Genomic DNA, 20,869 nt, shown 5'->3' with positions numbered 1-20,869 from the left:
CGGGTGGAGAAGTCATTTCCCGCAAACGGTTATGCGCTTATTCTTGCCTGCGATGGATATCATTCTTCTCACGGCGATCGTCGCGGCGCTGTTCTTCGTGATCGGCGCGGCCGAGCCCTTTGCGGCACGGCTCAGGCTGCCGTTCAGCGTGATCCTTGCCGCGCTCGGCATCCTGATCGGGGCGGGGTCGGCGTTCTTCCTGCGCACCGAGCTGACCGATGCGCTCAATCCGGTCGCCGAGGCGATCCTCGGCCTGCCGATCCGGTCGAACGTCTTTCTTTATGTCCTTCTGCCGACGCTGCTTTTCCAGGCGACGCTGGGCATGAATCTGCGCCGGATGCTGGACGACTGGGTGCCGATCCTTGTTCTGGCCGTGGTCGCGGTCGTCGTGGCGACGGTGTCGGTGGGCTATGCGCTTTACTGGGCCAGCGCGCTGCCGCTGATGGCCTGCCTGCTGATCGGGGCGATCGTCTCGACGACCGATCCCTCGGCGGTGGTCAGCATCTTCCGCTCGATCTCGGCGCCGCAGCGGCTGGCGCGCATCATCGAAGGGGAAAGCCTGCTGAACGACGCCGCCGCGATCGCGCTTTTCGGCCTGTTCATGGGCTTCGTGATGCTGGGCGTGCCGGATCCGCGGCTGGGCGACGCGTTGGCGAGGTTCCCGCTGGTGATGGCCGGAGGGGCGCTGACGGGCTGGGTCGCAGCGCGCGTCGCGGTCTGGGTCATGGCGATCTTCGAGCGCTTCCAGCTGGCGCAGATCTCGGTCTCGGTGGCGCTTCCCTACCTTGCCTATATCGGGGCCGAGCAGATCGTCGGCGCCTCGGGCGTGATCGCGGTGGTGGCGGCCGGCCTGACGCTGAACCTGACCGGTCCGGCGCGCCTGCCGCCCCAGGCCTGGGGCGAGTTGCGCTATGTCTGGGACCTGCTGGCGCACTGGGCCGGGGCCTTCATCTTCATCCTCGCCGCGCTTCTGGTGCCGCGCATTCTTGAAGGCACGCGGCTGGGCGACGTGCTTCTGATCGCCGTCGTGACGCTGGCCGCCATCGCGGCGCGGGTGGTGATCCTGTTCGGGCTCTTGCCGCTGCTGAGCGCGCTGCGCCTGTCGCCGGTGGTCGAACGGCCCTACCGCGTGGCGATCCTGTGGGGCGGTCTGCGCGGGGCGGTGACGCTGGCGCTGGCGCTTGCCGTCACCGAAAGCCAGGCCATCCCGGTCGAGATCAAGCGCCTGGTCGCGATCCTTGCCACCGGGTTCACCCTGTTCACGCTGATCGGGCAGGGCACGACGCTGCGCTGGGTGATCCGGCGGCTTGGCCTCGACACGCTGTCGCCCATCGACCAGGCGCTGTCGAACCAGGTCATCGCGGTTGCGCTTCAGACCGTGCGCGAGGACGTGGCACGGACCACCGAGACCTACGAACTGACCCGTGAGATCGTGCGGTCCGAGGCCAAGCGCTTTGGCGAAAGGCTGGATGAAGCGGTCAAGGCCGCCGAGGAGAACGCCGAAATCCTCGACCGCGACCGGATCACGCTGGGGCTGATCGCGCTGGCCGGCGCCGAGCGCGACACCATCCTTGCCCGGATGCGCGAGCGCACGATCGCCTCGCGCCTGTCCGAAAAGCTGCTGTCGAACGCCGACCAGCTGATCGAGGCGACGCGGGCCGGGGGCCGCACGGGGTATCAGCGCGCCGCCCGGCGCAGCGTGGGCTACGGGCGCGGGTTCCGGGCCGCGGTCCGGCTGCACGACCGGGTCGGGATCTCCCCGCCGCTGGCGCGGATGACCGCGGACCGGTTCGAGACGCTGCTGGCGCAGCGGTTGATCCTGCGCGATCTTGACGGGTTCATCGACGGCCGCATCCGGCGCATCCACGGCCGCCGGGTGGCGGAGCTTCTGCAGGAACTTCTGGAGAGGCGGCGCGACGCCGTCGACACGGCGCTGGAAGGACTGCGGCTGCAGTATCCCGGCTATGCCGAGGAACTGGAGCGCCGCTTCATCCGGCGCACGGCGCTGCGGCTTGAGGAACGCGAATACGCGGCGATGCACGAGGACGGCCTGATCGGGGATGAACTGCACAGCGCGCTGATGGAGGACATCGCCGAGCTTCGCGCCGCCGCCGAGGCGCGCCCGAAGCTTGACCTCGCGATGCGCCGCGCCGAACTGGTGCAGCAGGTGCCGGTTTTCGCCGATCTCGACGACCGCTCGCTGAGGCGTCTGAGCCGGGCGCTGCGCACGCGCTATGCCGACGAGGGCGAGGTGATCTTGCGCCGCGACGAACCCGCGCGCAGCGTGTTCTTCATCGCCTCGGGCGCGGTCGAGGCCGAGACCGCGGGCCAGGCCACGCTTCTGGGCCGGGGCGAGATGTTCGGACAGCTTGCGATCCTGATGCGCCGGCCGCGCCGGACCGAGGTGCGTGCGATCGCGCCCTCGACGCTTCTGGTACTGGACGAGACGCGCTTCCGCCGGCTTCTGGCGCGCAGCCCGAACCTGCGCGAGGCGGTGCGCGAAAGCGCGGCCAAGCGCGGCATCCCGCCAGAGGCGCTGCTCGAGTCTTCGGCCGTCGCCTGAGGCGCGCGTTGGCGCGGTCCGCAGGCGTCAGACCATCGCGAAGAGATCGGCGTAGGTCTTGCGCATCTCGGCCTTCTGGACCTTGCCCATCGTGTTGCGCGGCAGCGCGTCGACCAGGATGTAGCGGCGCGGGTGCTTGAACCGGGCAAGGCTTTTGCCCACCACGGCCTCGATCGCCGGAATGTCCGGCGCGCGCCCAACCTCTGGCACCAGAACGGCAAGCACCGCCTCGCCGAAGTCGGGATGCGGCACGCCGATCACGGCGCTTTCGGCCACGCCGGGCTGGGCGTCGAGCAGAAGCTCGACCTCCTTGGGATAGATGTTCAGCCCGCCCGAGATGATCAGGTCCTTGCCGCGTCCGACGATATGGACATAGCCGTCCTCGTCGATTTGACCCAGGTCGCCGGTGATGAACCAGCCGTCCGGGCGCAGGTCCTCGGCGGTCTTGTCGGGCATCTGCCAGTAGCCCTTGAAGACATTGGGGCCGCGCACCTCGATCATGCCGATCTCGCCCGGCGCGACCTCGTTTGCGGTGCCGGGCGCGCAGACGCGCAACTCGACCCCCGGCAGGGGCTTGCCCACCGTGCCCGGCCGCCGCGCGCCCGCGTAGGGGTTCGATGTGTTCATGTTCGTCTCGGTCATGCCGTAGCGTTCGAGGATCGCGTGGCCGGTCCGGGCGGCGAACTGGCGGTGCGTCTCCTTCAGAAGCGGCGCCGAGCCCGACACGAACAGCCGCATGTGCGCCACCAGGTCCCGCGTCAGGCGCGCATCGTCCAGCAGCCGGGTATAGAAGGTGGGCACGCCCATCATCGCCGTCGCGCGGGGCAGGGCGGCGACCACCGCGTCAAGGTCGAAGCGCGGCAGGAAGATCATCGCGCCGCCGGTGGCGAGCACCACGTTGGTGGCCACGAAGAGCCCGTGCGTGTGAAAGATCGGCAACGCGTGCAGCAGCACGTCGCGGTCGGTGAACTGCCATTCGCGCGCCAGCGTCTGCGCGTTCGACAGAAGGTTGGCCTGCGTCAGCATCGCGCCCTTCGAGCGCCCCGTCGTCCCCGAGGTGTAAAGCAGCGCGGCAAGGTCGTCGGGCCCGCGCGCGGCAGGCGCGACGTCCGCCTCTGCCGCTTCCCACAGCGCCGGCAGGCTGCCCGTGCCGTCGGCGTCAAGCGTCTCGATCCGTGCGCCAAGGCGCTGGACGACGGGCGCGAGTGCCGAACGGGCGCGACTGTCGGTCACGACCAGCGCGGCCCCGCTGTTGCCGATGAAATAGTCCAGTTCGGCCGGCGTATAGGCGGTGTTCAGCGGGAGGAAGACGAGGCCCGCCTGAACGCAGGCGGCGTAAAGCACCAGCGCCTCGGGCGATTTCCCGACCTGTGCCGCGACACGGTCGCCCGGGACAAGGCCAAGGTCGGTCAGCGCGCGGGCGGCGCGGCCGGCCTGCGTCAGGAACGCGGCGTAGGTCACGCCGCGCCCGTCCGCGAGGGTCAGGAATGGCCGCGCGCTGCCCGCGTGGGGGGCGAAGAGAGTCTCGAAAAGCGGGTTCGTCATGATGGCCCGAGATGTGCCGCATCCCGCCCCTGAAGTCCACGCTGCTTCGGGGCAGGGCGGCACACCGGGCGCGGCCGGTCCATGCGCTGCGGCGCCGTGTGGCGCACCGGTGGCTCGTCCGCCGCGAGTTGCGGGGGATTGGCGCATCGCATCATCCGCGCGGTGCAATCCCCAAACCGGCAGGATCGAAACCCGGGGCGGACACCCGTGGGTCTGGCTGCCCCATCCCCGCGCGAATGGCGGAAAACGAGGGGTCTTTGTCCTAACGGTCAGCGCGGCGACTGCGTTAAAGTCTGACAATGACACAGGAACACACATGTCAGACGGGGCGCCGGACACGCAGCGTGGTGATGGTGACCTACCCGCAGGCGCATGTGCTTGATGTCGTCGGGCCGCTCGAGGTGCTGACAGGCGCGAAGTTCTTCCTTCCCGACGGCCCGGAGCCCTATGCGGTCACGGTTGTGGCGTCGAGCGCCGGTCCCGTGCCGACGACGTCCGGGATAAGCCTGATCGCCCACAGGGCCTTCGCCGAGGCCATCAAGGACACCGACCCGATCGACACGCTGATCGTGAGCGGCGGCCACGGCACCATGGATGCGATCGGGGATGCAGGGCTGCTCGACTTCGTGCGCCATGCCGCGGCGCGGTCGCGCCGGATCGTGTCGATCTGCACAGGCGCCATGATCCTGGCCGAGATCGGCCTTCTGGATGGCAAGCGGGCCAGTACCCATTGGTTCTGGTGCCCGATCCTGGAACAGCGCTACCCGGATGTTGTCGTCGATCGTGATGCGATCTTCGTCCGTGACGGCGATATCTGGACCTCTGCCGGCGTGACCGCCGGGATGGACCTGGCGCTGGCCTTGGTCGAGATGGATTTCGGCCACGAGATTGCCCTGCAGGTTGCCCGCTACAACGTCATGTACATGATGCGCCCCGGCGGGCAGTCCCAGTTCAGCGCGCATCTTGTCGCGCAACGCGCCGAAGACCCGGCGATCAACGCGGCACTCGATCACATCCTTTCCAACCCTCGCGATCCGCTGACCGTGACGGCCCTTGCCGCGCGCGCCGGCCTGTCGGAGCGCACGTTCGCGCGGCGGTTCAGGGACGAGACGGAGATGACCCCGGCCGCCTATGTCGAAACGGCCCGGGTCCAGGCGGCGCGCGTGGCGCTTGAGACGACGACCATCGGTGTCGAACAGATTGCGCGACAAGCCGGATTTCACAACGCCGAGCGGATGCGACGGGCATTTCAACGGCATCTCGGCGTCTCGCCGGCCGACTATCGAGAGCGGTTTCGCGGGTCGCAGCCCGCGCCCCTGATCCGCGACGGCCCCGACTGACCGACGCCCGATCCCAACGCCAATCCAACCCGATGCGTCGCTGACACCGCGTTTGCGCGACCAAGCCCCCATTTCTCACAGTCACAGAGCCCCCTGATGAAACCGATCTGTCTTGCTGTCTTCTTGCCTGCCGTTCTTGCCGCCTGTGCGGACAGTGGCGCCGACTACACGCCGCTTCTCGATGGCCCGCCGAACGCGGCCTTCCAGGCCGATCTCTCGGCGTGTCAGCGCCTTGCCCGCGATCAGCGTCAGTTCGACCAGGAGACCGCCGGCGCGACCGTGCTTGGGGCCGGGGCCGGGGCGCTTCTGGGGGCTGCGGACGACGACGCCGACGCGGCGGGTGGCGCGATCGTGGGGGCCTTGGCCGGGGGCGCGGCGGGCGCCGTTCACGCCAGCGAGCGCCGCGAAGCCATCGTCGTCGAATGCCTGCGGGGCCGCGGCCACCCTGTCGTCGGCTGAGCGGCCATCCTTCCACGTCACGAAAGGACCATGACATGTCCAGTCTTCTCTCTCGTCCCCGCAACCGCCTTGCCGGGTTCCGGGCTCTGTTCGGTCTGACGGTGGGCCGCACGCTTTCGGTCAATCGGTCGCCTTCGCTGCCGACCGCGTCCCGGCTTCGGCGCGATATCGGCTTGCCCGAGATCGACCCCGAGCCGCCGATCCATGCGTTTTTCGGCCGGAGGCTTTGACCTTCGGCGGCGGTCTGCGACCCTATCGATCACGGAGGAGTGCCATGACGACCCAGGCCCTTGCCATTCTCTATGCGGCCCTTGCGGCCCTTCCTGCCGCCATGCACATCGCGCTTGCCGCAGGCGCGCCCCTGGGGCGGTTCACGGTCGGCGGGCGATTTCCGGGCCGCCTGCCACCGCTCTGGCGGGGTCTTGCGCTGGTCCAGGCGGGGCTTCTTGCCGGGATGGCGCTTGTCGTCCTTGACCGGGGCGGTGCCCTGTCCAGCGGGCTTCCGGCGGGCCTGTTCTGGCCGGTCGTGGGTCTGACCCTGCTGACGTTCCTTGCCAACGCCGCAAGCCCGTCGCGCCCCGAGCGGCGGGTCTGGACCCCGGTCACCCTGGGAATGGTCGCAAGCGCCCTCGGGACGGCGTTTGTCTGAACCGACACAAGCGGAAAGAGACCCCATGCAAACCGTGTTCATCGCAGGCGCCACCGGCTATCTCGGCCGTCATCTTTGCGCCGAGTATCGTGCCCGGGGCTGGCGCGTCCGCGCGCTGGTGCGCGACCTGCGTCGGGCGCAGGACCTGCCTGCCCACGAAATGTGTCAGGCCGAGGCGACCCGACCGCAGACCCTTGCGGGGGTCATGGACGGGGCCGATCTGGTCATTTCCGCCCTTGGCATCACCCGGCAACCGGACGGCCTTGGATACTGGGACGTCGACTATCAGGCGAATCTGAACCTTCTGGACGAGGCCCTGCGGGCGCGCGCCGGGCGCTTTGCCTATGTCCACGTCCTGAATGCCGGGCAGATGTCCGATGTGCCGCTGGTCGCGGCAAAGGCGGCTTTCGTGCGCGCCCTGCAGGCGGCCGACATCGCCTCGACGGTGATCGCGCCGTCGGGCTATTTCTCGGACATGGCCGATGTTCTGGCGATGGCGCGGTCTGGCCGGGTGTGGCTGTTCGGGTCGGGCGCGCAGCGGATCAATCCGATCCATGGGGCCGATCTTGCCACGGCCACGGCGGATGCCGTCGACCGCGGGCTGACCTGGCTGGACGTGGGCGGGCCCGACATTCTCAGCCAGAACGACATCGCGCAGGCGGCGATTGCCGCCATCGGCCGGCCGGCGAAAATCACCCGCCTGCCCGACTGGCTGCGCCGGGCCGCCCTTGTGGTGCTGCCGCGCCTGACCCCGCGCCGTATCCATGGTCCGGCCGAATTCTTCCTTTCGGCGCTAGGGCGCGACATGGTCGCCGCCCCGCAGGGGACCCGGCACCTCGATGACCATTTCGCGGAACTTGCGGCGCAGGGGCATGGCTAGGTCAAGGAACAGAACGGAGAGACCCATGACACTTCAACGCATCGGCGGCCTGAGCGCGCTGGTCTGCGGCGCAACCTATCTCGTTGGATTTGCGCTTCTGGTCACACGTTTTGCCTCCCTTGGATACGGCACGGACGAGATCGACGCGCGCGCGGTCGTCGATTTCATCGGCGCGGGCCCCGGTCTTCTGATCGCGTGGAACACGACGATCTACATCGTGAACGCGCTGGCCCTTGCGGTGCTGGTCGTGGCGCTGTCACAGCGGCTGGCCCGGGCGACGCCGGGGTGGTCCGCCGTGACCCAGGGCTTCGGTCTGATCTGGGCCACGCTGGTGCTGGGCGCAGGCATGATCGCCAATGTCGCGATCGAACGCGCCGCGCAGCTTTATCCGTCCGATCCGGACGCCGCCGCCGAGCTCTGGGGCGTTCTGCATGCGGTCGAACTTGGCCTGGGCGGCGGCAACGAGATCGCGGGCGGGGTCTGGATCCTGGGTGTCAGCATCGCGGGCCTTGTCGGACAAAGCCTGGCGCGGCCCGTCGCGATTCTGGGCCTTCTGACCGGGATCGGAGGTCTGGCGACCGTCCTGCCCCCCCTTGGCGAGACCGCCGGCGCGGTTTTCGGCCTTGGCGCCATCGTGTGGTTTCTGGGCGTGGGCGCGGCGCTTTTCGCCGACCGCCGCACGCCCTGACCTGGCAAGGGAGGACAGCGGATGAGACGCGTCGCGACCTGGGCGGGCGGCCTGATCGCGGTCGCCGCCCTGTCCATTCTCGCTCTCTTCATGGCGACGCGGGGCGACTATCCCGTCCCGGTCCTTGTGACCGACGATCCGTCGCTTCCCTTCCTGAAGATCGCCGGGCACAGGCTGCATGCCCGCGTGGTCGATGGCCCACCCGGCGCGGCCACGGTCCTTGTTCTTCATGGCGGACCGGGCGGCGATTTCAGATCGCTGCAAGCGCTCGCCGCCCTGTCCGACACCCATCGCGTGGTCTTCTACGACCAGCGTGGCGCGGGGTTGTCGCAGCGGGTGCCGCCCTCGGCGCTGACCCTGGAGGGGCACCTGACGGAACTGGGCGCGATGATCGACCATGTCACGCAGGGCGAACGGGTCAGCTTGATCGGGCATTCCTGGGGCGCGATGCTGGCCGTTGCCTATCTTGGGCAAGACCCGGACCGCATCGACCGTGCGGTCCTGATCGAACCCGGTTTCCTCGATGCCGCCGGCCGCGACCTGTGGCAGGGGGAGAGCCGCCGATACCTGTCCGCCCCCGCGTTCCTCGGCCCGGCAATCGTGAGCTCGGTCAGGGCGATGCATGTCGATGGGCCGGACGCGGCCGCGCGACAGGATTTTCTGATCGGGCGCATGGTCCACCACTTCGCGAACCATCCTGATAACCCCTATCATTGCGGCAAGGGTTACGGTGCGCCAAGCTGGCGGTTCGGAGCGTTGTCAAGCGAAACGCTGAGCGATGCTCCGGCGTCAGAGATCGACCGGATCGCCATGGGCGCCGCCGCCTTTGACGGGCCGGTGCTGCTGATGGCGGGGGCCTGCAACGACTGGATCGGCGCGCCGCTTCAGGCGCGCCATGCGTCGCGGTTTGCCGATGCGCGCCTGGAGGTGCTGCCCGATGCCGGCCATGATGTGATCTGGGACAACCCGGAGGCAGCCTTGTCCGTGATCCGGACATTTCTCGCCAAGCCCTCCGAAGTCCCCGAGGAGTGACGCCGACACGCCCGGCGGCAATGCTGTGGTTCGGATCGCTACGCCTGACCCGTCCTCGCCCTTCGCCCCGACCCGCGACCGCGCGCTCAGCGACCCGCAACCGGACGGGCAGGAGGGCGCAGGATCAGTCGGGCAGGGCCTCGGACCGATGCACGATGACGTTGAACCCCTCGTCCGGCGACGGCGGAACGAAGTGACGGCCAATAAGATCGAAGGTCCGTTCATCGACGACATAGGCGTGGTCCCCGGACTGGTTCCGCCTGCGCAGACGGGCCTTGCAAACCTCGTCTGGCACATCGAAGACGTGAAGCTCGTGCGCCACATCGGCCTCGGAAACGATGCCTTTCATCCATGCCCGCCATCCGACGGTATTGGCTGGAAAATCCAGAACGACCGACGGTCCGCTTCGCAGGATATCCACCACCAGGGGCTGCATCGCGACGCGCAGTCGCGCCGACAGCCGCACGAAATCCTCGACCGAGGCATTCTCGGTGGGAAACAGGATCGACATCCATCGATCCATGTCGATCAGCACCGTCGACGGCCTGCGGGCCAACGCCCTTGCCCAGGTCGATTTGCCCGAGGCGATCTTTCCGCAAAGAAGGTAGAGTGTCGTCTCGCCGTTGTCCGCCATGGGGTTGTCTCGTCGGTTTGATCCTGTCCGGGGGCAGTGTTCTTGGCACAGGCCGTGAATTCAAGCGCGCACGGACATGGGCGGGGCGCGCGGGCGGCCTGGCCCCGCGCCGCCACCCGGGGGTGGGTCAGGCCGCCTGCGCCTGCGCTTGGGTCATCCACAAAAGCCCGAACAGGAGCAGCGCGGACGACACGACGCAGGCCAGCGTCCGCACGGTGTTCCAGAAGGTCCAGCGCGGCAGATAGCTGCCCGTCCAGTAGGCGCGCGTGGTCTCGGACGTCAGGTCCATGCCGGCAAGCGCGTCGTTCATGGGCACGTTGAAGGCGGCCGTGACGCCGAAGCAGCCGAAGACGTAGACGAGGCCCGCGATCGTCATCAGCAGGCCCGGACCGCCGCCAACGAAGATCCCGCCATAGGCTGCGATCACAAGCGATGCCACCGTCATGCCGAGAAACAGCGCCATGAAGATCCAGCGAAAAACCTCGCGATTGATGACTTGCATGGCCTCGACCCCGCCGATGCCGCCGGTGAGCGACAGCGCCCGCATGATGAAGTCCGAGAAGGCAAGGAAGACGCCGCCGACCAGCGCATAGGCGAGGACGGCGACTTGCATGAGGAGGAAGAAGAAGGGCGACATCGGGCGGTCTCCTTTCGGGTCAGGGGATTTGGCGGGAAGGTGCGTCCGTCCCGCCTGTGGGGGTGGCCGGTCAGCGCAGGGCCACGCGCGTCCGTGCGGGGCGGGGGCCGGCGCGGAAGGCGAACAGGCAGAACACCGCGATCGCGAGTTCCAGCGCCAGCGCCGCGAGGATGCCGGACGACGGAAGTCCGTCCACGGCAAGGCTGACGAGCCGCCCGGCGGGGAAGGCCAGGAAGACCGCCAGCGCGAAGGCGACCGCGACCTGCGCCAGCGCCTGCCGGACGATCCCGGCCAGCATGATCGCGCCCGAGGCCACAAGGCCCGCGCCGGGCGCGCGCAGTTCGCTCAGAAGGCTCGGGTCGGGCCCGAGCACGATCCCGTAGCTTGCGTAGAAGGCATGCGGCGCGGCAAGGATGGCGGCGCCGATGCCGAGTGAGGTCGCGCCGGAAAGGCCAAGCGCAAGTTTCTGGATGCGATTCAATGTCATGTGATCCTCCTTTCGGTGTCGAGGGCGGTGGGTCTCATGCGGCGACGGGCCATGCGCCCGACCGTGCGGCGGCTGCGGCGAAGTCGGAGAAGTCGCGCGGGGGGCGGCCCAGCGCACGGGCCACGCCGTCAGCGACATGGGCGTTGCGCCCGTCCAGAGTCTCGCGCGCGATGGCGGTGAACACGTCGGCCACGAATGGCCCGCCGGACTGGGCGATGTTGGCGTGGAACGCATCGAAACTGATCGGGACATGCCGGATCGGGCGACCGATGGCCGACGACAGTTCTGCCGCCATCGCGGCGAAGGTCATCAGCCGCGGACCCGTCACCTCGTAAAGTGCGCCCCCGTGGCCGTCCTCGGTCAGCGCCGCCACCGCGACGTCCGCGATATCCTCGATGTCGAGGATGGGCTCGGCGATATCGCCACCGGGCATCGGCAAGACGCCGGCAAGGATCGGGTCGCGCAGATAGCCTTCCGAGAAGTTCTGCGCGAACCACGCGGCGCGCACGATGGTGAAGTCGACGCCCGAGGTGCGCACGACCTCTTCGCCCTGGCGGGCATGATGTTCGCCGCGGCCCGACAGCAGGACAAGGCGTTCAACGCCCGCGTCCCTGGCCGTCTCGCACAGGGACTCCAGCTTTTCCACGGCGCCGGGGAATGCAAGATCGGGAAAATAGGTGACATAGGCGGCGCGGACGCCCGTCAGCGCGGGCGCCCAGGTTTCAGGCGCCTCCCAGTCGAAGGGAATGGCCGAACCGCGCGAGCCGCGGCGGACGCGGACCCCCTTGGCGTCCAGCTTTGCCGCGACGCGGCTGCCGGTCTTGCCGGTCGCGCCGATGACGAGGGTGGGTTTCGCTTGCATGGGACAAACTCCTTGGCTGTCGTGTCGATGGCCAAGGGCTAGTCGCTGCCGCCCGCGACGGTATTGACCGGCGTTGCCAGGGTTTTGACCGTGGCTGCCACTTCGGGGCTTAACGGCCCTGCTGCGCCTTGCGATAGCTTGCCGGGGTCGTGCCCACCCAGCGCTTGAACGCACGGGTGAACGAGCTTTGTTCGGAAAACCCGGTCAGGAAGGCGATCTCGGCCAGCGAATGCCGTTCGTCGCGCAAGAGCCCCTCGGCAAGTTCGCGACGGGTTTCCTCGGTCAGGCTTTGGAAATTCATCCCGTGCTCGGACAATCGCCGGTGAAACGACCGCACGCTGAGGCCGAGGCCGCGCGCGATGTCCGCCATCTTCGGCGCGCCTTCGCTGAGCGCCTGCGCGATGGCGTCCTTGGCGCGCGCGACAAGGGGGACCTTGTCCGCGATCTCCAGAAGTTCGGCGTCGAGATGCGAGATCAGGTAGCGCGAGATCCCCTCGTCCCCAAGGATGTTCGGCTGCGCCAGGGACTCGGGCGACAGCAGGATCGCGTCGAGAGGCGCATCGAACCGAACCGGGCAGCCGAACCATCGCTCGTGGGCATCGACCGATTTCGGGGCGGAATGCCGGACGAGGACTTCCAGGGGGGCAAAGGGCACCGGGCAGACCTGCCGGCCGATCGACACCGCACTGGCCAGCGTCGCTTCGTTCGACAGCCGCATGCCAAGGCGTCGTTCACCCGGACGGTGCAGGATGAAAAGCGTGCCCGTCGGGACAGGCCGCAACTCGTAGCCCACCACGCTGGTCCACAGCCGGGCATAACGTTCCACCCGCGCATAGGATGCGCCCAGCGTCGTCGCCGCCTTGAAGGCCAGACCCAGCGCGCCGTATTCGTCCAGCCGCATGGACGCGCCGGTCCGCACCGGAAGATCGGTCACGTCGACCTGCCGGGCGATGCGCTCGAGCATGTCGTAGTAGGTGGCGGCAGGAATCATCGCCTTCGGGTCCCAGGGCCCGTCGGGGTCGATACCCGCCGATGCGAGCAGGGCGGGGGCATCGACCTGAGACCCCGCCGCGGCGACCATCTTTCGCGCGAAGAGTGACGTAACATAGCCCACGCGGGGCAGCTTATCCAAAGATGGGCCAGGTTCCAAACACCCCGGACCGAAACGCCGCGGCGATGGCCCGGCTGCGACCGGGGTATCGGGTCCGGATCGGCTGGACCCGCCGGGCGGCCCGATGCCCAGAGGCTGACTGGTCAAGACAGGACGGATGTGACACATGAACCCGCCGCTGGCCGTAGCCGCGCCCCCGGTGTAGGTCGAAAGAATGAGCACCAGATCGCAGAACCTCATGCCATGGCGTTTGTCCGTGGCCCCGATGATGGACTGGACCGACCGCCATTGCCGGTACCTGCACCGGCTGATGTCGCGGCGCGCGCTGCTTTACACCGAAATGGTGACGGCGCCGGCGCTTCTGCATGGCGATGCCGCGGCGCTTCTGCGCCATGACCCGGCCGAGCACCCCGTGGCGGTGCAACTGGGGGGCTCGGACCCCGACGAGCTTTCGGCCGCCACGCGGATCGCCTGTGCGGCGGGCTACGACGAAGTGAACCTGAACGTCGGCTGTCCGTCGGACCGCGTGCAGTCGGGCTGTTTCGGCGCCGTCCTGATGAAATCGCCCGACCTCGTCGCCGACTGCCTTGCCGCGATGATCGAGGCCTCCAGCGTCGAGGTGACGGTGAAATGCCGCATCGGCGTCGACGAGCAGGACCCGCACGAGGTGCTTCCCGCCTTTCTCGAGCGGGTTCGGGGCGTGGGGATCCGGCGCGTGGCGATCCACGCGCGCAAGGCCTGGCTCGCCGGGCTGAGCCCAAAGGAAAACCGCACGGTCCCGCCGCTTGACTACGACCTCGTCCTGGCGATGAAACGCGCGTTTCCCGACCTGCACGTGTCGATCAACGGCGGGATCGAGACGCTGGATCAGGCCGAGGCGTTTCTCGCGCAGGGGCTGGACGGGGTGATGATCGGGCGGGCGGCCTATCACGCGCCGGCAATGATCCTGATGGATGCCGACGCGCGGATCTGGGGCGACCCGCCCTCGGGCCGGACGGCCGAGGACGTCGCCCGCGACATGCTGCCCTATATTGCGGCCCACCTCGCCGAAGGCGGGCGGCTGAACCAGGTCACGCGGCACATGCTGGGGCTTTTCGCCGGGCGGCCCGGGGCCCGGGCCTGGCGGCGGATCCTGTCGGAAGGGGCGCACCGGCCGGGTGCCGGGCCCGAACTGGTCGAACGGGCGCTGGCCGAGGTCACGCCGCTTGCGGCCTGACGCCCCGCCGCGGCGCGCGGCCCAAGGCGACCGGCCCATCCCCACTGGAGCCTGACCGCCGGGCCGGGTATGCCGCCCGGGCAACGTCTGAAGGATCCCTCCCATGCCCGATCTTGCCCACCTCCTGCCCATGCTGGCCTTCCTCATGGCCGTGGGCGCCTTCGCCGGGGTCATCGCGGGGCTTCTGGGCGTGGGCGGCGGGATCATCCTGGTGCCGGCCTTCTTCTACGTCTTCACCGCGCTCGGCTATGGCAGCGACGAGCTGATGCGGATGTGCCTGGCCACGTCCCTGGCGACGATCATCGTCACCTCGCTGCGGTCGCTGGCCAGCCACAACCGCAAGGGCGCGGTCGACTGGGCCATCCTGCGGGGATGGGCGCCGGGGATCGCGCTGGGCGCGGTGCTGGGCGTGCTTGTGGTGGCCGCGCTGCGATCGACGGTGCTGCAGGGCATCTTCGGCGTGCTGGCGTTAGTCGTGGGCCTTTACCTTGGCTTCGGGCGCGACCGCTGGCGGTTGGGCGACGCGATGCCCACGGGTATCGGCCGGGCGATCCTGTCGCCGGCCGTGGGGCTTTTGTCGGTGCTGATGGGGATCGGCGGCGGGTCCTTCGGGGTGCCGCTGATGACGCTTTTCGGCGTGCCGATCCACCGCGCCGTCGCCACCGCGGCGGGCTTCGGCGTGACCATCGCGCTGCCGTCGGTCGTGGGGTTTCTCTTCGTCCCGATCGCGCCCGAGGCACGCCCGCCGTATACGGTGGGTGCCGTCAACCTTGTGGCCTTCGTGGTGGTGATCGCGATGACGCTGATCACCACCCCCATGGGTGTCGGGCTTGCCCACCGGATGGACGCGCGGCCACTGAAACGGGTCTTCGCGGTGTTCCTGGTCCTTGTCGCACTCAACATGCTTCGGAAGGTGGCAGGCTTCTGACCGCGCCTCGGCCTTCCGCTGCAACGCACTGATCCAAAAGAAAAACCGGCGCGTCGGCGCCGGTTCTCCATACTTGCTTTTCCGGTCGCGGTCAGCCCGCCTTGGCGAGATTGCGCAGCACGTAGTGCAGCACGCCACCGTTCTCGATGTATTCGATCTCGACCGCGGTATCGATCCGGCACTTCAGCGTGATCGTCTTAACCGTGCCGTCGCCGTAGGTGATGGTGCAGGGCACCTCCTGCAGCGGCTGGATCGTGTCGAGGCCGGCGATCGCGATGCTCTCGTCGCCCTTGAGGCCCAGGGACTTGCGGGTGTCGCCGCCGGTGAACTCGAAGGGAATGACGCCCATGCCGACCAGGTTCGAACGGTGGATGCGCTCGAAGCTTTCGGCGATGACCGCCTTCACGCCCAGAAGGGCCGTGCCCTTCGCGGCCCAGTCGCGTGACGAGCCCGCGCCGTATTCGACGCCGGCCACCACGATCAGCGGCGTGCCGTGTTCCGCCCAGGCCATCGCCGCATCGAAGATCGAGGTCTGCGCGCCGTCGGGGCCAAGGGTATAGCCACCCTCGACGCCGTCGAGCATCTCGTTCCGGATGCGGATGTTGGCGAAGGTGCCACGCATCATCACCTCGTGGTTGCCGCGGCGCGACCCGTAGGAGTTGAACTCGCGCGGGACGACCTGACGCTCGGTCAGGTAGCGGCCGGCGGGTGTCGTGTCCTTGAAGGACCCGGCCGGGCTGATGTGGTCGGTGGTGACCATGTCGCCCAGGATCGCAAGGATCCTGGCGCCGTCGATGTTGGCGATCTTGCCGGGCTCATGCCCCATGCCCTGGAAGTAGGGCGGGTTCTGGATGTAGGTCGACGTCGGCGGCCAGTCGTAGGTCAGGCTGTCGGTCGTCTCGACCCCCTGCCACTTCTCGTCGCCCTTGAAGACGTCGGCGTATTTCTTCCGGAACGCCTCGCGCGTGACCGTGGCATGGACGAGGTCGGCGATCTCCTTGTTCGAGGGCCAGATGTCCTTGAGGAACACCGGCTTGCCGTCGGGCGTCTCGCCCAGCGGTTCGGTCGTCAGGTCGATGTTCATGTCGCCCGCGATGGCATAGGCCACCACCAGCGGCGGCGAGGCAAGGTAGTTCGCGCGCACGTCGGGGCTGATCCGGCCTTCGAAGTTGCGGTTGCCCGACAGCACGGACACCGCGATCAGGTCGTTCTCGTTGATCGCCTTCGAGATCTCGGGCTGCAGCGGGCCCGAGTTGCCGATGCAGGTGGTGCAGCCATAGCCGACAAGGTTGAAGCCGATGGCGTCGAGGTCTTCCTGAAGTCCCGCCGCCTCGAGGTATTCGCTGACCACCTGGCTGCCCGGCGCGAGCGAGGTCTTGACCCAGGGCTTGCGGGTCAGGCCAAGCGCGCGCGCCTTGCGCGCGACAAGACCGGCGCCGATCATCACGTAGGGGTTCGACGTGTTGGTGCAGGACGTGATCGAGGCGATCACCACCGACCCGTCGCGCAGCGTATAGCTTTCGCCCGCGACCTTGGCGGTCTTGCGGATGTCGTTCGGAGCGGTCAGCAGGTCGCCCTCGGCCGCCATGTCGCTGGCCGGCGCGCTGATGTCGAGGCCGCGGTATTCGCTCACGACCTTGTAGAAGCCCTCGGCCGATCTGGTCAGCGGCGTGTAGTCCTGCGGACGCTTCGGCCCCGAGATCGCGGGCACGATCTCGCCCATGTCGAGGTGCAGCGTGTCGGTGTAGATCGGGTCGTAGTCCGCCCCGCGCCAGAAGCCGTTTTCCTTGGCATAGGCCTCGACCAGGGCGATGCGGTCCTCGTCGCGCCCGGTTTGGCGCAGGTAGCGCAGCGTTTCCTCGTCGACCGGGAAGAAGCCGCAGGTCGCGCCGTATTCGGGCGCCATGTTTGCGATCGTCGCCCGGTCGGCAAGGGGCAGGCGGTCAAGGCCTTCGCCGTAGAATTCGACGAACTTGCCCACCACGCCCTTCTTGCGCAGCATCTGCACGACCTTCAGCACAAGGTCGGTGGCCGTGGTGCCTTCGACCATGCGGCCGGTCAGCTTGAAGCCCACGACCTCGGGGATCAGCATCGAGATCGGCTGCCCCAGCATCGCGGCCTCGGCCTCGATCCCGCCGACGCCCCAGCCCAGAACGGCAAGGCCGTTGACCATCGTGGTGTGGCTGTCGGTGCCCACAAGCGTGTCGGGGTAGGCGACCGTCGCGCCGGTCTGGTCGGTGTCGGTCCAGACCGCCTGCGCGAGGTATTCGAGGTTCACCTGGTGGCAGATGCCGGTTCCCGGCGGCACGACGCGGAAGTTGTCGAAGGCCGACTGTCCCCACTTCAGGAAGGTGTAGCGCTCCATGTTGCGCTCGTACTCGCGGTCGACGTTCATCTGGAACGCGCGCGGGTTGCCGAACTCGTCGATCATCACCGAGTGGTCGATGACAAGATCGACGGGGTTCAGCGGGTTGATCTTGCGCGCGTCGCCGCCCAGCGCGACGATCCCGTCGCGCATCGCGGCCAGGTCGACCACCGCAGGCACGCCGGTGAAATCCTGCATCAGCACGCGCGCGGGGCGATAGGCGATCTCGCGCGGGTTCTTGCCGCCCAGGCTGGCCCAGTCGGCGAAGGCGCGGATGTCATCGACGGTGACGGTCTTGCCATCCTCGAATCGCAGCATGTTCTCGAGCACGACCTTGAGCGCCGCAGGCAACCGCGAGAAATCGCCCAGCCCCGCCGCCTCGGCCTTGGGGATCGAGTAGTAGTTGATGCGCTTGCCGGCGACGGCAAGGGTCGCGCGGGTTCCGCTTGTGTCATTACCGACGATGATGGGCATGTGCTTCCCTCTGGCTGACGGACTGGCTTGACCGCACCTAGACCGGTCGCGCCCTGTCAGGCAAGGGGGTGGCGAGGGGGTGCGGCAATTTTGTATACCATGGTGCACAAAATGCCCGCAAGGGGGAGCCGTCACTGCCCGGCCACTGTAACGTCGTCTCTCGAAACCTTGATTGGCAACGCCCAGGCGGGTCAACTAACACGAGACGGTCGAAGACGGAGTCTCATCTGCCCATGCGGAACCTGGCGAAAGCGATCCTTGCGTGCTGGCTGGCGCTGAGCATGCCCGCGGCGGCCGACGACAACCTTGTGGTGGTCGAGCTGTTCACCTCGCAAGGATGTTCGTCCTGCCCGCCCGCCGACGACATCTTTGCCGAACTGGCGCAACGGGACGACGTGCTCGCGCTGGCATTGCATGTGGACTATTGGGATTACATCGGCTGGGCCGACGAATTCGCCAGTCCCGCCTTCACCGAGCGCCAGAAGACCTATGCCCGCGCGCACGACAAGCCGTCGGTCTATACGCCGCAGATGATCGTCGGCGGCCGTGACGTTCTGGTCGGGGTCAAGCCGATGAAGCTGGCCGACCTGATCCAGACGCATGAGGGGCGGGCCCCCGGCGTGACGTTGTCTGTGACGCGCGAGGGTGGGCTGATCCGGATCGAGGCGTCGAACGCCGTGCGGCGGGCGCCGCTGGTCGTCGATCTGGTCACCTACATTCCGCGCCGCACCGTCGATATCTCGCGGGGCGAGAATGCGGGCCGCACGCTCGATTACCACAATATCGTGGCGTCCTGGTCCCGGGTCGGCACCTGGGACGGCTCCGGTGTCTTTTCGGCCACGGTGACCCTTGGCGGCAAAGACCCTGCGGCGGTCATCGTGCAGGAGGCAGGACCCGGCGCGATCCTCGCGGCAAGCCGGGTTCGCTAGGGGCCCCCCCCAGGCGTCCGCCGCTAGGGCGTGCTCCAGCGGCGATGCATCCAGAACCACTGTCCGGGCCTTGCGCGGACCTGCCGTTCCAGGCTGTCGTTCAGCGCCTGGGTCATCGCGGCGGGATCGTCGGAATGCGGGACGGGGGTGTCGACGAAGACCTCGAATCCGATCCCGTCGGGCTGCCGGATGCCATAGGCCGGCACAAGCAGGGCGTTGTACTTCACAGCCCATTCCGCCGCCGCGGTCGAGGTCAGTGCGGTGTGTCCCATGAACTGCAGCGGCGCGCCCGAACTGTTGCGCAGGTCGATCAGGATGCCGATCGTCCCGCCGTCGCGCAGGATGCGCACGACCTGGGTGATGCCGCGGCGGTCGGTCGGGATCGGTGGCGCGGCGTAATCCTCGAGCGCCTTGACATAATGCGCGTTGAACAGCCGGTTCTTCATCGGCCGGTAAAGCACCGCCATCTCGTGCCCGGCCTGCTTCAGCGCGACCGCGATCGCCTCGTAGTTGCCGAAATGACCGCTCACGATCAGCACCGCCCGGTCCGACGCGCAGGCGTCAAGCAGCGCCGGTGCCCCCGGCCCGACCATCGGCACCGCGCCGACATTGGCGGCCATCTCGGCGCCGGAATAGGTTTCGATGATCAGACGGCCGCCGTTTCCGGTGGCCTCGCGGCAGATGCGGCGCACGTCGGCCGGCGCCAGGTCGGGCAGGATCAGGGCCAGGTTCTTGCGCACGCGCCGGTTCCAGCCGGTGAGCGGTGCAAGAAGCCGGCTGGTGATCCAACCCATCACCGGAACCCGGCGTCGGTAGGGCAGCAGCCGGCCAAGCCCGATCAGCCCGCGCGCGGCGGCGTCGGTCATACGGTCGGCAAGGGTGGGCCTGGTGTCGGCCATACGGGGGGCGCGCCCTCGGGCAAGGTTGACGTGACCCGAGCACTTAGTGGCTTCGGCCCCCTCCCACAAGCGGCGCGCCCGCGCGCAGGGCGCTCAGGCGTGGCCCCAGGCGTGCGCTCAGCCGTCCTCGGCCAGCAGGAACACCTCGCCCGCGGCTTCCAGCGCGCGGATCACCCGCACGACCTCGACCTTCGCGGCATCGGCCTCGGCCGGCGTCATCGGCGGTGTCTCGGCGGCCGCCTCGCGCAGGGCGTCGGCCATCCGCTGGGACATGTGGCCCAGCAGGAATTCGGCCGTCGCCGAGTCGGCCTCGACCGAGGCGGCGATGGCGCGGGCCAGTGCCGTCTGGTCGATGTCGCGCAGGATCCGGGGCACGTCGCGCGCGTCGATCCGGGCGGGGATGTTGGCGAAGGTGAAGATCGCCCGGCGCACCTTTTCGGCGAAGACGCCGTCGGTCTCGTCGAGGCCGCTCAGCACCTCTTCGCGCGTGGTCGCGGGGGCGAAGTTCAGGATCGCGCCGACTCGGTCGACCGGCCCCTCGGCGAAGGCGCTGGCGCGTTCGGCATCGAGCTGGGCAAGAAGTGCCTCACCGATCCGCCGGACCGTGGCCGGACCGACCGCGCCGGTGCGCGACACCGCGTAGGTGATGCGGCGCGCCCGTTCGCCCGGCAGCATCCCCAGAAGCTCGGCCGCCTTCGAGACCTTGAGCTTCGACAGCACCACCGCCGCCACCTCGACGCTTTCGGAGTCCAGCACGGGCAGAAGGGCGGCGGGGTCAAGATCGGTGATCCGCTCCCACGGGTCGCGGCGGGTGTCGAGGCCGGCCTCGTGCCGGACCCGGGCCGCCGCCGCCTCGCTGATGGAGCCGTCGAGGATGTCGAGCGCGTGGTCGATGCCCGAGGGGAAGGCCAGGCCCAGATGATCGACCTCGTCCACGAATTCGGCGATCACCGCGTCAAGCGTGGCGCGGTCGATCGCCCGCATCCCGGCAAGCTCGTGCGTCAGCGCGATCTGGAGGTCCTGCGGCAAGCCGCCCAGCGGCAGCTTGTGACCCTGGGACAGCAGGAACCGCACCACGATCGCCGCCTTGCGCCGGCGCGACAGGGGCGTTGTCTGCGGCATCCCCTGCGACAGCGTCTGAGCCAACGGCTGCGACAGGGCAGGGGCGGAA

The 20,869-nt window shown here is 68.5% G+C and carries 20 protein-coding genes; 11 read left to right on the top strand and 9 right to left on the bottom strand.

Translation table 11 applies throughout. From position 1 onward, the window contains the following. The first annotated feature begins 52 nt into the window (after positions 1-52). Positions 53-2,563, top strand: coding sequence for a cation:proton antiporter (locus tag ACRDNQ_RS15185; protein WP_431829534.1), 2,511 nt, complete (start codon positions 53-55; stop codon positions 2,561-2,563). Between the two features lie 27 nt (positions 2,564-2,590). On the opposite strand, the gene ACRDNQ_RS15180 is transcribed toward ACRDNQ_RS15185, so the two are convergent. Further along, positions 2,591-4,108, bottom strand: coding sequence for a malonate--CoA ligase (locus tag ACRDNQ_RS15180; protein WP_431829533.1), 1,518 nt, complete (start codon positions 4,106-4,108; stop codon positions 2,591-2,593). A 350-nt stretch (positions 4,109-4,458) separates the two neighbouring features. On the opposite strand from ACRDNQ_RS15180, the gene ACRDNQ_RS15175 reads away from it, so the two are divergent. The 7 genes from ACRDNQ_RS15175 (at position 4,459) to ACRDNQ_RS15145 (ending at position 9,156) form a co-directional block, all read left to right on the top strand. Continuing rightward, positions 4,459-5,448, top strand: coding sequence for a GlxA family transcriptional regulator (locus ACRDNQ_RS15175; protein ID WP_431829532.1), 990 nt, complete (start codon positions 4,459-4,461; stop codon positions 5,446-5,448). Between the two features lie 96 nt (positions 5,449-5,544). After that, a complete protein-coding gene (locus tag ACRDNQ_RS15170) occupies positions 5,545-5,907 on the top strand; it encodes a glycine zipper family protein (RefSeq protein WP_431829531.1) in 363 nt (120 codons plus the stop codon). 35 nt (positions 5,908-5,942) lie between these two features. Further along, positions 5,943-6,137 carry a hypothetical protein gene (locus tag ACRDNQ_RS15165; protein ID WP_431829530.1) on the top strand — a complete coding sequence of 65 codons (195 nt, stop codon included), beginning with the start codon at positions 5,943-5,945 and terminating at the stop codon, positions 6,135-6,137. A 44-nt stretch (positions 6,138-6,181) separates the two neighbouring features. Continuing rightward, positions 6,182-6,556: a hypothetical protein gene (locus ACRDNQ_RS15160; protein ID WP_431829529.1), complete on the top strand. Its 375-nt coding sequence runs from the start codon at positions 6,182-6,184 to the stop codon at positions 6,554-6,556. A 25-nt stretch (positions 6,557-6,581) separates the two neighbouring features. Beyond that, entirely contained in the window at positions 6,582-7,436 is an 855-nt protein-coding gene (locus ACRDNQ_RS15155; RefSeq protein WP_431829528.1) for an SDR family oxidoreductase, read from the top strand. A gap of 25 nt (positions 7,437-7,461) precedes the next feature. Further along, positions 7,462-8,124 (top strand): hypothetical protein, encoded by a 663-nt coding sequence (locus tag ACRDNQ_RS15150; protein ID WP_431829527.1) that lies wholly within the window; start codon positions 7,462-7,464, stop codon positions 8,122-8,124. A gap of 21 nt (positions 8,125-8,145) precedes the next feature. After that, positions 8,146-9,156 (top strand): alpha/beta fold hydrolase, encoded by a 1,011-nt coding sequence (locus ACRDNQ_RS15145; protein WP_431829526.1) that lies wholly within the window; start codon positions 8,146-8,148, stop codon positions 9,154-9,156. Between the two features lie 124 nt (positions 9,157-9,280). Here ACRDNQ_RS15145 and ACRDNQ_RS15140 read toward each other — a convergent pair whose 3' ends face one another. The 5 genes from ACRDNQ_RS15140 to ACRDNQ_RS15120 form a co-directional block, all read right to left on the bottom strand. Next, complete coding sequence (locus tag ACRDNQ_RS15140) at positions 9,281-9,790, bottom strand: AAA family ATPase (RefSeq protein ID WP_431829525.1); 510 nt, start codon at positions 9,788-9,790, stop codon at positions 9,281-9,283. A 127-nt stretch (positions 9,791-9,917) separates the two neighbouring features. Beyond that, positions 9,918-10,427: an anthrone oxygenase family protein gene (locus ACRDNQ_RS15135; protein WP_431829524.1), complete on the bottom strand. Its 510-nt coding sequence runs from the start codon at positions 10,425-10,427 to the stop codon at positions 9,918-9,920. 70 nt (positions 10,428-10,497) lie between these two features. After that, complete coding sequence (locus tag ACRDNQ_RS15130) at positions 10,498-10,914, bottom strand: DUF4345 domain-containing protein (RefSeq protein ID WP_431829523.1); 417 nt, start codon at positions 10,912-10,914, stop codon at positions 10,498-10,500. A 34-nt stretch (positions 10,915-10,948) separates the two neighbouring features. Beyond that, positions 10,949-11,776 carry an NAD(P)H-binding protein gene (locus tag ACRDNQ_RS15125; RefSeq protein WP_431829522.1) on the bottom strand — a complete coding sequence of 276 codons (828 nt, stop codon included), beginning with the start codon at positions 11,774-11,776 and terminating at the stop codon, positions 10,949-10,951. A gap of 109 nt (positions 11,777-11,885) precedes the next feature. After that, a complete protein-coding gene (locus tag ACRDNQ_RS15120; RefSeq protein WP_431829521.1) occupies positions 11,886-12,890 on the bottom strand; it encodes an AraC family transcriptional regulator in 1,005 nt (334 codons plus the stop codon). Between the two features lie 211 nt (positions 12,891-13,101). Between ACRDNQ_RS15120 and dusA the strand changes: the two genes are divergently transcribed. Both dusA and ACRDNQ_RS15110 read left to right on the top strand, forming a co-directional pair. Beyond that, positions 13,102-14,103, top strand: coding sequence for a tRNA dihydrouridine(20/20a) synthase DusA (gene dusA / locus ACRDNQ_RS15115; RefSeq protein WP_431829520.1), 1,002 nt, complete (start codon positions 13,102-13,104; stop codon positions 14,101-14,103). Positions 14,104-14,206: 103 nt separating this feature from the next. After that, positions 14,207-15,031, top strand: coding sequence for a sulfite exporter TauE/SafE family protein (locus ACRDNQ_RS15110; RefSeq protein WP_431829519.1), 825 nt, complete (start codon positions 14,207-14,209; stop codon positions 15,029-15,031). Between the two features lie 91 nt (positions 15,032-15,122). Here ACRDNQ_RS15110 and acnA read toward each other — a convergent pair whose 3' ends face one another. Next, positions 15,123-17,870, bottom strand: a complete 2,748-nt coding sequence (gene acnA / locus ACRDNQ_RS15105; RefSeq protein ID WP_431829518.1) for an aconitate hydratase AcnA — start codon at positions 17,868-17,870, stop codon at positions 15,123-15,125. Positions 17,871-18,103: 233 nt separating this feature from the next. On the opposite strand from acnA, the gene ACRDNQ_RS15100 reads away from it, so the two are divergent. Further along, entirely contained in the window at positions 18,104-18,799 is a 696-nt protein-coding gene (locus ACRDNQ_RS15100; protein WP_431829517.1) for a DUF1223 domain-containing protein, read from the top strand. Between the two features lie 23 nt (positions 18,800-18,822). On the opposite strand, the gene ACRDNQ_RS15095 is transcribed toward ACRDNQ_RS15100, so the two are convergent. After that, positions 18,823-19,698, bottom strand: coding sequence for a lysophospholipid acyltransferase family protein (locus ACRDNQ_RS15095; RefSeq protein ID WP_431829516.1), 876 nt, complete (start codon positions 19,696-19,698; stop codon positions 18,823-18,825). 117 nt (positions 19,699-19,815) lie between these two features. Beyond that, entirely contained in the window at positions 19,816-20,820 is a 1,005-nt protein-coding gene (locus tag ACRDNQ_RS15090) for a flagellar motor switch protein FliG (protein ID WP_431829515.1), read from the bottom strand. Between the last annotated feature and the right edge of the window lie 49 nt (positions 20,821-20,869).

This window comes from Saliniferula longa, from assembly GCF_050789285.1.
Lineage (GTDB): Bacteria > Pseudomonadota > Alphaproteobacteria > Rhodobacterales > Rhodobacteraceae > CAVPWP01.
Note: the sequence above shows the minus strand (reverse complement) of the source record. Positions and strands in the feature narration are given on the sequence as shown.